Origin of the sequence: Bacillus sp. Nf3 (assembly GCF_003028545.1) — a bacterium.
GTDB classification, from domain to species: Bacteria; Bacillota; Bacilli; order Bacillales; family Bacillaceae; genus Bacillus; species Bacillus safensis.
Genome location: NZ_PYUA01000003.1, coordinates 521,484 through 533,680 on the forward strand (window position 1 = coordinate 521,484; position 12,197 = coordinate 533,680).

16 protein-coding genes are annotated in these 12,197 nt (G+C 40.4%); 12 read left to right on the forward strand and 4 right to left on the reverse strand.

Features of this window, described 5'->3' with window-relative positions; translation table 11 throughout:
* The first annotated feature begins 517 nt into the window (after window positions 1-517).
* Window positions 518-1,252, forward strand: coding sequence for a poly-gamma-glutamate hydrolase family protein (locus C9414_RS12075; RefSeq protein ID WP_047203902.1), 735 nt, complete (start codon window positions 518-520; stop codon window positions 1,250-1,252).
* A 76-nt stretch (window positions 1,253-1,328) separates the two neighbouring features.
* Entirely contained in the window at window positions 1,329-1,778 is a 450-nt protein-coding gene (locus C9414_RS12080) for an OsmC family protein (RefSeq protein WP_039178763.1), read from the forward strand.
* A gap of 46 nt (window positions 1,779-1,824) precedes the next feature.
* Here the strand turns inward: C9414_RS12080 and erbB are convergent, their stop codons facing one another.
* The 3 genes from erbB to C9414_RS12095 all read right to left on the reverse strand — a co-directional run bounded on the left by erbB (window position 1,825) and on the right by C9414_RS12095 (window position 3,106).
* Complete coding sequence (erbB, locus tag C9414_RS12085; RefSeq protein WP_058837646.1) at window positions 1,825-2,193, reverse strand: SMR family multidrug efflux transporter EbrB; 369 nt, start codon at window positions 2,191-2,193, stop codon at window positions 1,825-1,827.
* Window positions 2,194-2,208: 15 nt separating this feature from the next.
* A complete protein-coding gene (erbA, locus tag C9414_RS12090) occupies window positions 2,209-2,526 on the reverse strand; it encodes an SMR family multidrug efflux transporter EbrA (protein ID WP_039178769.1) in 318 nt (105 codons plus the stop codon).
* A 307-nt stretch (window positions 2,527-2,833) separates the two neighbouring features.
* A complete protein-coding gene (locus C9414_RS12095; RefSeq protein WP_047203904.1) occupies window positions 2,834-3,106 on the reverse strand; it encodes a hypothetical protein in 273 nt (90 codons plus the stop codon).
* Between the two features lie 104 nt (window positions 3,107-3,210).
* Here C9414_RS12095 and C9414_RS12100 point away from each other — a divergent pair, with 104 nt between their 5' ends.
* The 9 genes from C9414_RS12100 (at window position 3,211) to C9414_RS12140 (ending at window position 10,082) form a co-directional block, all read left to right on the forward strand.
* Window positions 3,211-3,612 carry a YmaF family protein gene (locus tag C9414_RS12100; protein WP_034623557.1) on the forward strand — a complete coding sequence of 134 codons (402 nt, stop codon included), beginning with the start codon at window positions 3,211-3,213 and terminating at the stop codon, window positions 3,610-3,612.
* Between the two features lie 70 nt (window positions 3,613-3,682).
* Window positions 3,683-4,639, forward strand: coding sequence for a tRNA (adenosine(37)-N6)-dimethylallyltransferase MiaA (gene miaA / locus C9414_RS12105; RefSeq protein WP_107163712.1), 957 nt, complete (start codon window positions 3,683-3,685; stop codon window positions 4,637-4,639).
* Window positions 4,640-4,664: 25 nt separating this feature from the next.
* Complete coding sequence (hfq, locus tag C9414_RS12110; RefSeq protein ID WP_024424088.1) at window positions 4,665-4,886, forward strand: RNA chaperone Hfq; 222 nt, start codon at window positions 4,665-4,667, stop codon at window positions 4,884-4,886.
* A 163-nt stretch (window positions 4,887-5,049) separates the two neighbouring features.
* Window positions 5,050-5,370 (forward strand): YmzC family protein, encoded by a 321-nt coding sequence (locus C9414_RS12115; RefSeq protein WP_039178780.1) that lies wholly within the window; start codon window positions 5,050-5,052, stop codon window positions 5,368-5,370.
* Window positions 5,371-5,449: 79 nt separating this feature from the next.
* On the forward strand, window positions 5,450-5,662 hold the full coding sequence (locus C9414_RS12120) for a hypothetical protein (protein ID WP_039178783.1): 213 nt from the start codon (window positions 5,450-5,452) through the stop codon (window positions 5,660-5,662).
* A gap of 265 nt (window positions 5,663-5,927) precedes the next feature.
* On the forward strand, window positions 5,928-6,320 hold the full coding sequence (nrdI, locus tag C9414_RS12125; RefSeq protein WP_008360380.1) for a class Ib ribonucleoside-diphosphate reductase assembly flavoprotein NrdI: 393 nt from the start codon (window positions 5,928-5,930) through the stop codon (window positions 6,318-6,320).
* Window positions 6,280-8,382, forward strand: coding sequence for a class 1b ribonucleoside-diphosphate reductase subunit alpha (gene nrdE / locus C9414_RS12130; RefSeq protein ID WP_034281935.1), 2,103 nt, complete (start codon window positions 6,280-6,282; stop codon window positions 8,380-8,382). Before nrdI ends, nrdE begins: the two co-directional genes overlap by 41 nt.
* 17 nt (window positions 8,383-8,399) lie before the next feature.
* Window positions 8,400-9,380 (forward strand): class 1b ribonucleoside-diphosphate reductase subunit beta, encoded by a 981-nt coding sequence (gene nrdF / locus C9414_RS12135; RefSeq protein ID WP_034662137.1) that lies wholly within the window; start codon window positions 8,400-8,402, stop codon window positions 9,378-9,380.
* Window positions 9,381-9,464: 84 nt separating this feature from the next.
* Window positions 9,465-10,082, forward strand: coding sequence for a hypothetical protein (locus tag C9414_RS12140; RefSeq protein WP_039178787.1), 618 nt, complete (start codon window positions 9,465-9,467; stop codon window positions 10,080-10,082).
* 67 nt (window positions 10,083-10,149) lie between these two features.
* Here C9414_RS12140 and C9414_RS12145 read toward each other — a convergent pair whose 3' ends face one another.
* Window positions 10,150-10,908, reverse strand: a complete 759-nt coding sequence (locus tag C9414_RS12145) for an N-acetylmuramoyl-L-alanine amidase (RefSeq protein WP_107163713.1) — start codon at window positions 10,906-10,908, stop codon at window positions 10,150-10,152.
* Window positions 10,909-11,228: 320 nt separating this feature from the next.
* On the opposite strand from C9414_RS12145, the gene spoVK reads away from it, so the two are divergent.
* Complete coding sequence (gene spoVK, locus C9414_RS12150; protein ID WP_024424083.1) at window positions 11,229-12,188, forward strand: stage V sporulation protein K; 960 nt, start codon at window positions 11,229-11,231, stop codon at window positions 12,186-12,188.
* Window positions 12,189-12,197 lie beyond the last annotated feature (9 nt).

A 12,197-nucleotide genomic window follows, 5' to 3' on the forward strand; every position in this document is an offset into this window, starting at 1 on the left:
TCGGATTCTTGTCCCTTCTTTACTTCATATTGGCGGCTTGCTTATGCCTTCCAAAAAAGAAAAGCGCTTACATTTTGTAAAATAATAGAAAAAGGTGGAAATCATGTAGAATCTGCCGATGATAGGTGGGAGAGTTCTTCTAAGAGAACCAGCGAATCAAAGGATTTTGCAGAAAAAGGAGGGGTGTAGACAGGGTCAATGCTCATATAAATGTGATGCGTGACAGATGGAAAAAATCAAATCCTTATCAAAAAAAGCCGAATTAAAGAAAACAGACTGGATAGGACTAGGTCATATTAAACATAACGTCATTTCTTTGTCATACTATTCTAACTCTGTTTTCAAAGAGGAGAGGCGTTTCTGTGTATATAAATGCAATTATCTTATTTTTGAGGAATCTCATGATCTAGAGTGTTATGATCAAACGTGAAGAGAAAATGTGGAAAAAATGAATAAGAAATGATGATTCAATATAAATCATAGAAACGGCTTAGAAATCTGTTAAAGGAGAACGGGAATGAAGAAGTTTTTTGCTTTGCTTCTCCTGCTTGCGATCGGATGGGGCGTTTATTATACCATGCAAGCACAGGAACATGATGAGCCAGTGTCATCAGGTGGGGAAGACGAAAGCGGTTCAAATGATATTTATCGAAATTTTAAAGAACTGGAAGAAAACGAATCAACAAGCAGCTACAACATTACAGCTAACCCAGTGCCCGGCAGCCGCCTTCTTGTGATGTCACCTCATGGCGGGAGGATTGAAGGCGGCGTGAGCGAGATTGTCCATTTTTTTGACAACGATTTTTCGACGTATTTATTTGAAGGTCTAAGAGAGAATGCATCAGAACTTCATATTACAAGTACAAACTTTGATGAGCCAATCGGCGTCGCGCAGGCAAAAGCACATGATTACGTGTTAGCAGTGCATGGATACAAAGGCGAGGAAGGAATTGACCATACTCTCGTCGGCGGAACAGATTACGACCGTGCAGAGAAAATTGTGAGCTCATTAGAGCGGAACGGGTTTTCTGCTGAACTAGCTGTCGCACACGCAACCCTGAGCGGGACAAGCAATCATAATATTAATAATCTTACAAAAACAGGGCAAAGTGTGCAGCTTGAGATTAGCAGAAGTCAGCGTGAAGCTTTATTTGACAGTTTCGACTTTCGAAGGCGGTCGAGTACAAAAAACGAGGCGTTCTATCGTTATGTCAGGGCAATTCGCACAGTGCTTGATGAAGAATATACATAAGGACCGTGCACATGTTAAGACAAGCAGGGGAATTCTTGTTACACTATGAACAGTGATAACAAAAGGAGAGACGGATATGACGCGTCATCATTTTCATCTTCAGGCAAGCTGGCCTGGTCTGCGTAACGATGTGGGTACAATCGCATGTGAACAATTAAAAACAAAGATTTCGATTCCAAAGGAAATGGACGGTCCAGGTATTGGAACCAATCCAGATGAGATGCTCTTAGGTGCAGCCGCTACGTGTTATATCATTACACTTGCAGCCATGATGGAGCGGAGTCAATTAGAGAAAGAGGATCTATCGATGAGCTCTGAAGCTGTCGTAGATGTGACAAATGGTGTGTTTACTTATGAGGAAATCATTCATCGACCTGTTATCATCCTCAAAGAGACCGCTTCCGCACAAGATATTGAGCTGGCCCGAAAGCTTGCGCATAAAGCCGAAAGCTCATGTATGATCTCAAGAGCTGTTCAGGGTAATGTGAACATTTCCTTAGAAGAAACCATTCAAGCCGGCCGTTAAAACAAAAAAGTCATTTTCTCTTGAAATATGGAGAAAATGACTTTTTTTATGACGTCCATTCGGTTTGATCGAGTTGTGCTTTGGTTTCGTTCTTTTGCTTCTTGGACTGATTTAAGACAATCACGCCGCAGATGACAAGTGCAAGGCCAATGAAGCCTTTCGTGCTGATTGTTTCGTTAAACAGGAAAAGTCCTACAAGAGCAGTGAGAGCTGTTCCAACACCAGACCATGTTGCATAGGCAGATGAGAGCTCAATGGTTTTAAGTGCTAAACTGAGGAAAGTAAAGGCGCATCCAAATCCGATCAGTACCCCGATACTCGGCAGCAGCTGCGAAAAGCCTTGAGAAAGCTTCAGCATTGTACTGCCAAAAACCTCAGTTAAAATGGCTCCTGTTAAGTAGAGCATTCCTTTCATGCTCTCTCACATCCTTTATGACATATTTAATAGTACGACCCCTGAGACAAGCATCGCCATCCCAATGACTGCTTTTTGGTTCAAGGTTTCTTTGAAAAAGAGCACGCCAAAAATAGCCGTGAGGACCGTACCAACCCCAGACCATGTTGCATAAGACATGCTAAGTGGAATAATGTTCAGTGTCAATGACAGCATATAAAAAGCAAGTGAATAGCCAGCCACAACGACAGCGCTTGGCTTCCAGCGTGTAAAACCATTAGATAATTTTAACATCGCGGCGCCAATGGCTTCAGAAAAAATGGCCACTGCCAAAAAAAGATAACCGAGGATCATGATCATCCCTCCTCTAATAGGTATAAAATCCGATGAAGTAAAAGGGTTTTTATCCTCTCTTTTCAGCGGTTCAAGCTGAAATATTTCTGAAAACCTGCATGCTCTGCCATCTGCTGAAGGGTGAGATGTCTTACTCCTTCTTTTAATATCATACGGGCAGCTGCATCAAAATGGCTCTTTTGTGGTTTTAGGCATAAAAAAAACACCTACTTTACTGAACAGTCGGTAAAGTAAATGTTAACCCATGAAAAAAGAGTGTGTCAATCGATTCATTTTATGAACGGATGTTTTCACTTAAACGTCATATTTAATACCAAGGGTATGGTCCGTACGGCGGGTATGGAGGCGGGTAAGGGTATCCATAACCATATCCTGGCGCAAGCAGAGATCCAGCAAGCAAGCCTCCAGCAAAACCACCTAAAAATGGAGGTCCAAAGAATCCAGGTCTCCCAAACCCAAAACCAGGGCGTCCAAATCCAAATCCGGGTCTCCCAAACCCAAAACCAGGACGTCCAAATCCGAAGCCAAAAGGTCTTCTCATGTCTTCTTGAATAAATGGAGGTGTGTCAAAATAATTCATAATAAAAGGCTCCTTTCTCATAAAATCACTGTAACTGACATCAGTGTATTCCGATTGCCTACATATGTTTGGGTGAACGCCTAATATAAGGAGGAATGTTAGAAATGGGCCTGTATCCATCTGATTGGGCAAAGTGTCCGCCGCATGCTCATGCATATAAAGCACGTACGGATGTAACAGAGGGGCATTATCATTTAATAGAAGGTATTTCTCAGCCTGTAAATGGAAGCAGTACCGACCGGCATACTCATTTTTATCGCGGGATCACCTCCTTTGAAAGAGGGCATTTCCACAGGTACTATGGAATTACAGGACCTGCAATTCCAAGAGTGGATGGAACACATTATCACGAGATCGAGGAAGTCACCTATTCAGCCTATCTCGATTCTGTACCCATCCCATACGGAGGTGTCGTCTATAGTCCAGATGAGAAGCGGCCAACACATAAGCATCGTTTAAAAGGAAAAACATATGAAGTGGTTGGAAATGAACCGCTTGGCTGGTGATGGCCAGGATATAGGAGAGTAAGAAAAGTTATGCTATACTGTAGGCAGTTTTGTAAAAGAGAGTGATGTTATGAATAAAGCGAAGCAGCCAGTAATCGTATTAGTAGGGCCGACGGCTGTCGGCAAAACCAAATTGAGCATTGATATAGCCAAAGCATTTAATGGAGAGATTATCAGCGGGGATTCTATGCAGATTTATAAAGGAATGGACATTGGAACAGCTAAAATCACCCCCGAAGAAATGAATGGCATCCCGCACCATTTAATTGATATTAAACAGCCGGACGAATCCTTTTCGACAGCTGAATTTCAGCAGCTGGTCCGTTCGAAGATCAAAGAGATTGCCGCTAGAGGGAAAACGCCAATGATTGTCGGCGGAACAGGCCTCTATATCCAATCTGTTTTATATGATTACACATTTACGGATGAGAAAAGTGACCCTGTTTTTAGAGAAGAAATGGCGCTGTTTGAACAGCAACACGGCGCGATTTTGCTGCACGAAAAGCTAAAGGCAGTAGATTCTGATGCGGCAAATGCTATTCATCCGAATAACGTCCGCCGCGTGATCCGGGCGCTGGAAGTGATCCATACAACAGGTCAGAAAATGTCGGAAATGCAAAACGGGCATCAAGAAGTTCCTCTTTATGATACAGCCTTCATTGGGCTGAAAATGGATCGAGAGCTTTTGTACGAGCGCATTCATCAAAGAATTGATATGATGATAGATGAGGGCTTAATTGAAGAAGTGAGAGCACTTTATCAATCAGGCTTGAAGGATTGTCAGTCTGTTCAAGCCATTGGTTATAAAGAGCTGTATGCCTATTTTCAAGGTGACTGCTCACTTGATGAAGCCATCCAGCAATTAAAGCAAAATTCCCGTAGATATGCGAAGCGTCAGTTCACGTGGTTCCGTAATAAAATGGCGGTCACTTGGTTTGATATGACACCGCCTTGCCACTTTTCAGACAAAAAAGAGGAAATTTTCGCATATATAGCAGGAAAGCTTGGACTTAAAGCGAAACTGTAGTTATCAGAATCAAGGAGGACGAAACATGAAACCGATTAATATTCAGGAGCAGTTTTTGAATCAGATCCGCAAAGACAATACATTTGTCACAGTATTCTTACTGAATGGCTTTCAGCTTCGCGGTCAAGTGAAAGGATTTGACAATTTCACGGTGCTGCTTGAAACAGAAGGAAAGCAGCAGCTTATTTATAAACACGCCATTTCTACATTTGCACCTCAAAAGAATGTAAATCTGGAATTAGAATAGTATAGGTTGTATTGAATAGCCCCATGCCTCTGCGAATAAACCGGCCGAACCCGCTACGTTTTTTGTCAGTGCAGAGGGGCTATTTTGTATGCAATGAAACTTTTCTGCCGATTTTCCGTATAATTCCTTATTTATTGGATATTAGAAGGGTGAGGGGATTCATATGGAAAATGCAGAGCTTGAATTAAGAAGGATTAGAGTAATCCTCCTTTTGATTGGAATTGTAGTCTTGTTTGGATCGTGCGCTATCTCAAACATTGAAACGAGACAAGAAAGTTGGAATAACCATTCTCATGAAAATGCAGATGGCGTTTTACCATCATCTGCTGCACTAAAAAATAATCACTTTGCTGTTGTGAAAGATGATCAAGTACATGTGTACCGATTTGATGAAAAAGAAGGAGAACTGACGCTCGTTACAACGAAATACATAGATGAATGGGATGAAGAAGAATATGATGATGGCCTTGATGATGAAGAGTAAGCACGTAAATTTACAAATGAATGTGAAGCCGCTACACTATAATCATGCATCAGACATCTAGACAGAAAAGGATGAGTTCATGACACATAAAATTAAAATTAATCATTGGGAACAAACTTGTGAAGACGATTCCTGTTTCGAATATGGAACAAGTGTTTCTGTAAATGGGAAAGAATTAGTGAGAGAAGCTTCAATCGCCTCTGCGCTTGAAGCGGTGCTAAAAGAATTAGGTGTTGAAGTGGAAATTACAGAAGTGTCAGAAGATTTACAGTGCGATGCCTACAAAAAATAAAACAAAAAGTCTAGTCTACTAAGCGATTTTTTTTCGTGTTATGATAGATTTCGGTTTCAGTTGAATAGGGAGTAGAGCAGTCTATTTTTAGATCCTGTTCTGCTCTATTTATTTGAACGTACGAGTTCGGCTATGAAGGTTCGGCCGGGTTGGTTGATTTTTTTCGTTTTGAACATCTATATGTTGTGTTTTGAAAAAACATAGTATACTATATATAGTGAATAGCGAAATGATCAACAATACTAAAAACTAGGTCGTGATGGAATTGATTCAAATCGTATTTGATTCAAAAACAGGAAATGTTCAACGCTTTTTGGACAAGACCCCTTTTACAGACAAACGAAAATTGACTGGAGAAGAGTTTTTGGATACGCCGTTTATTCTCGTCACCTTTACGACAGGATTTGGACAAGTCCCTAGTACCACTCAGTCTTTTTTAGAAAAAAATGCTCACCTTTTACTAGGTGTTGCGGTGAGTGGCAACAAAGTGTGGGGAGATAATTTTGCAAAAAGCGCCGATACGATTTCTAAACAATATCAAGTTCCTATTTTGCACACCTTTGAACTAAGCGGAACAAAAAGGGATGTTGAATTGTTTACACAGGAGGTAGAAAGAATTGTCACAAAATCAGGTTCCAAAGTGGATACAATTAAATAACGAAATTATGATTCAAAAAGAAGGAAAGTTTCAGTTCGATAAGGACAAAGAAGCTGTACATAGTTATTTCGTAGATTACATTAATCAAAACACGGTCTTTTTTCACAATCTAGAAGAGAAGATTGATTACTTAATAGAAAACGACTACTATGAGGAAGAATTTTTAAGACAATACAGCATGGCAGATATTAAAGAAGTTTTTGAAGCTGCATATGCCAAAAAATTTAGATTCCCATCATTTATGAGTGCATTTAAGTTTTACAATGACTATGCACTGAAAACAAATGATAAAAAGAAAATCCTTGAACGCTATGAAGACCGCATTTCAGTTGTAGCACTTTTCTTTGCGGGTGGGGATAAAGAAAAAGCACTTGAGTTTGTAGAATTGATGATCAATCAAGAGTACCAGCCAAGTACACCAACCTTCTTGAACGCTGGACGTAAAAGACGCGGTGAGCTTGTGAGCTGCTTCTTGCTTGAAGTGAATGACTCACTAAACGATATTTCAAGAGCGATTGATATTTCCATGCAGCTGTCAAAACTAGGCGGCGGCGTCAGTTTGAACCTGTCAAAACTTCGTGCAAAAGGCGAAGCAATCAAAGATGTAGAAAATGCGACAAAAGGTGTCGTCGGCGTGATGAAGCTTCTTGATAATGCATTCAGATATGCAGATCAAATGGGGCAAAGACAAGGATCAGGCAGTGCCTACCTGAATATTTTCCACAGAGATATCAATGATTTCTTAGATACGAAAAAAATCTCTGCAGATGAAGATGTTCGCGTGAAGACTCTGTCCATTGGAGTCGTCATCCCGGATAAATTTATCGAGCTTGCTAGAGAAGATAAAACAGCTTACACCTTCTATCCGCACACAGTCTATAAAGAATATGGACAGCATCTTGATGAGATGGACATGGAAGAAATGTATGACGAGCTTGTAGAAAACCCGAAAGTTAAAAAAGAAAAAGTCAATCCGAGAAAGCTTCTTGAAAAATTGGCTGTTCTACGCTCAGAATCAGGCTATCCATATATCATGTTCCAAGATAATGTAAACAGAGAGCATGCTTTGAACCATATTTCACGAGTGAAATTCTCAAACCTTTGCTCAGAAGTGCTTCAGGCGTCAGAGGTTTCTTCTTACACGGACTATGATCAAGAAGATGAAATCGGTCTTGATATTTCTTGTAACCTTGGTTCATTAAATATCATGAATGTCATGAAAAACAAATCGATCGAAAAAACGGTTAAGCTTGCAACAGACTCACTAACGCTTGTGTCTGAAACAACAGACATTCGCAATGCACCGGCTGTTCGAAAAGCGAACAAAGCGATGAAGTCAATTGGACTTGGTGCGATGAACCTTCATGGGTATTTAGCTCAAAACCAAATTGCCTATGAAAGTGAAGAAGCAAGAGATTTCGCAAATACGTTCTTTATGATGGTGAACTATTATTCAATTAAACGCTCAAGTGAGCTTGCGAAAGAAAAAGGAGAAACATTCCATCGTTATGAAGGCTCTGGCTATGCAACTGGTGAGTACTTCAATAAATACGTGGAAAATGATTTCACACCAAAAACAGAAAAAGCAGCAGCACTATTTGAAGGCATGCACATTCCAACAAAAGAAGACTGGGCAGCACTCAAAGAATTTGTAGCGGAAAATGGCATGTATCACAGCTATCGTTTATGTATTGCACCAACAGGTTCCATTTCTTATGTTCAATCGGCAACAGCCTCTGTGATGCCAATTATGGAACGTATCGAAGAAAGAACATACGGCAACAGCAAAACCTATTACCCAATGCCAGGTCTTTCAGCGCAAAACTGGTTCTTCTATAAAGAAGCGTACGATATGGACATGTTTAAAGTGGTCGATATGATCGCAACGATTCAGCAGCACGTCGATCAAGGAATCAGCTTTACACTATTCCTAAAAGATACGATGACAACGCGTGATTTAAACCGCATCGATCTTTATGCACACCATAAAGGCATTAAGACACTTTATTATGCAAGAACGAAGGATACAGGGCAGGAAGGCTGTCTTTCTTGTGTTGTTTGATTAAAGGAGAGTTTAACGTGACAAAAATTTATGATGCAGCCAACTGGTCAAAACACGAAGACGATTTTACACAAATGTTTTACAACCAAAATGTGAAGCAGTTTTGGCTTCCAGAAGAGATTTCCTTAAACGGAGATCTCTTAACATGGAAATACTTAGGTGAAAAAGAGCGAGATACGTACATGAAGGTACTTGCTGGACTGACTTTACTTGATACAGAACAAGGAAATACAGGGATGCCGATTGTTGCAGAACATGTGGACGGCCATCAACGTAAAGCTGTACTCAACTTTATGGCAATGATGGAAAATGCGGTACATGCGAAATCATACTCCAATATCTTCATGACACTCGCACCAACTGAAACGATCAGTGAAGTGTTTGAATGGGTCAAGAAGAATAAATTCCTGCAAAAGAAAGCAGATATGATTGTCAGTTTATACCGTTCGATTCAAAAGGACGATCCTATTTCTCTCTTTAAAGCAATGGTTGCTTCTGTTTATTTAGAAAGCTTCCTATTTTATAGTGGTTTTTACTACCCGCTATATTTCTATGGGCAAGGAAAGCTCATGCAAAGCGGTGAAATCATCAACTTAATTTTGCGTGATGAAGCGATTCATGGTGTGTACGTTGGATTATTAGCACAAGAAATTTACAACAAACAAACACCTGAAGTGCAAAAAGAGCTGTATGATTTCTCTATTGACCTTTTAAACGAGCTTTATGAAAATGAACTTCATTACACTGAAGATATTTATGACCAAGTCAATTTATCGCATGATGTGAAAAAGTTCATTCGTTACAATGCCAATAAAGCGTTAATGAACCTTGGATTTGCCCCTTATTTTGAAGAAGAAGAGATTAACCCTATTGTATTGAACGGACTCAATACAAAAACAAAATCGCATGACTTCTTCTCAATGAAAGGGAACGGCTACAAAAAAGCAACAGTTGAGCCGTTAAAAGATGACGACTTCTTCTTTGGAGATGAATCATAAGGAAAGCGTAAAAGTCAAAACGCATCACTCGTTTTGGCTTTTTGCCATTTCTAACAATGTATTACATACTGGAGGTTACCGAACATGGGAAAAATGGACGAAATCATTTTAGTTGCACCGCGTACGCAAGTGTTCCAAAACGAAACACTTGCGTTTAATGGTGTGAACAGTGAAGAGAAAACAATCAGCACCATTATGAAAGAAATCGAAGAGCACTTCGAGCAGATGCGAAGAGGCGATGCAGAAGAAAATCCTGACTTCAAGCAGCCGATTCCTTATGTCGTGATTAAGCGTGAGGACGAAGTGTATGTATACGAAAGACTTCAAGGCGGAGGAGAGACTCGCTTACATCATAAGTTATCTCTTGGCTTTGGGGGGCATATGAATTTCATTGAAGGAAAAAACTTTGCTGAGATTCTAAAAGAAAATACGGATCGTGAGCTGGACGAAGAACTTTCAATTCAAGAAGAAGACAAACTTGAAATGAAAACCCTTGGATTAATCAATGACGATGACAACAGTGTCGGCCGTGTGCACATTGGACTGTTATCAGCGCTTGAACTATCTCCGGGTGCTCATGTAGAAGTAAAAGAAACAGATCAAATTTCAGGAAAATGGATGAAAACAGCCGATTTGAAAAAGCCTGAGTACTTCGATCGTCTTGAAACATGGTCTCAATTTGTCGTCAATATCCTAGCGTAAATAAATACACAACAAACCGGCTCAGTAGAAGACTTGAGCCGGTTTGTTTCGTTACAACAGCTTGAAATTATTGGAAAACGAATGCGTCATGACCGGCCTGCTTCAATCTTGCGACGAGGTCATCTGCATTTTGCTTTGTACGGAAAGCCCCGGCTTGTACTCGGAACATACCTCCGTCTAATACAACAAATGCGTCAAAGCCTTTGGATTTAAGTGTGGTTGCTAATTCATCTGCATTGGCTTTCACTTTAAAAGCTCCTGCCTGCACTTTATAAAGATTACTTGCTTTTTTTTTCAATTGAAAGGCTTCTTCTAGACCAGTCGCATGAGCGCGAGCGATGCCTTGAAGGAAGGTTGCGTTGCGGAGCTTATTAGCATCAGCTGTCGTATCAATGAAACCATTCTCTGTTAAAATAGCGGGCATAGAAGTTTCTCGAAGAACGTGGAAGTTCGCAGTTTTCTTGCCGCGGTTAGCAAAATCAACTGAGCGGACAATTTCATCATGAAGGGCGTTGCGATACGTGGTGGTCGGTGCTGAAACGCCAGGATACACATAGCTTTCAAACCCTGTGCCTCCGCCAGCATTAATATGAATAGATACGAAATAGTCAGCTCCCCAGCTGTTTGCTGCATTCGTACGCTGGGACAAAGTGACAGATTGGTCAGTTGAACGACTTAAGCGGACAGAAACCCCATCATATTCACTAATCAAAATGTCTCTCAGTAAAAGCGCGATTTGAAGTGTTATATTTTTCTCCAAAAGTCCATTAGCACTAGCTCCAGAATCTGTTCCTCCGTGGCCAGGATCAATAAAAATTTTCACCATCTATTCATCACCTCGTCTTTATTTTATGAGAAAATAGAAGAATTGCCTGTACAAAATGCGGAAATCATTGAGACTCTTTTCTGCATCATTTGTGATCAAAAAGCTACATTTTTCTAAGAAAAAACAAATTGTTGGTTTGTCCGCCCAAACGGGATGAATACAATGGAAATAGCACATCATTTCCTGGGAAACCGCACAAATCCCTACAATATTCGGTATCTCGGGTCATTTTGACAGCAAACTTGGGCTTAAGCGGGCGATTGTCACGATTACAGCTCCACCCGAATAGAATAAAGAGAGAAGAGCGAGAGGTGAATACGTTGGAGCGAGCTGTCACATATAAAAACAACGGCCAAATCAATATTATACTTAACGGACAAAAGCAAGTATTGGTTGATGCAGACTCAGAGGCAGAATACCTAGAAGCCTTGCAGAAAAATGAGGCAAAACACAGCATCTTACGGGAAATAGAGCGTGAAATGAACAGCCTTGTCGGTATGGATGAAATGAAACGAAACATAAAAGAGATTTATGCTTGGATTTTTGTTAATCAAAAACGGCAGGAACAAGGGTTAAAGGTAGGAAAACAAGCGCTTCATATGATGTTCAAAGGGAATCCTGGCACAGGGAAAACCACAGTTGCAAGACTTGTCGGGAAGCTTTTCTTTGAAATGAATGTGCTCTCAAAAGGTCATTTAATTGAAGCAGAACGCGGTGATCTTGTTGGAGAGTACATTGGTCATACAGCGCAAAAAACAAGGGATTTAATTAAAAAATCACTAGGCGGTATTTTGTTCATTGATGAAGCCTATTCTCTTGCACGCGGAGGAGAAAAAGATTTTGGAAAAGAGGCGATTGATACCCTTGTAAAACATATGGAGGACAAACAGCACGAATTCATTCTGATTCTTGCTGGCTACTCCAAGGAAATGGATCATTTTCTTTCTTTAAACCCTGGTCTGCAATCAAGATTTCCAATCAACATCAGCTTTCCTGATTATACAGTCGATCAGCTCATGGATATTGCAAAACGAATGATGGCGGACAGAGAATATGTATTTACACAAGAAGCTGAATGGAAGCTGCGGGATTATTTAATGCACATTAAAAGTACCACAAGCCCGGCAAAATTCAGCAATGGCCGGTTTGTACGAAACACCATTGAAAAGGCGATACGAACCCAGGCGATGAGACTGCTTCTTGTGGATCATTATGATAAAAAAGATCTGCTGACCATTAAAAGTCACGATCTTCAAATGAAAGAGGATACGCCTTCTTGAAATGGCGTA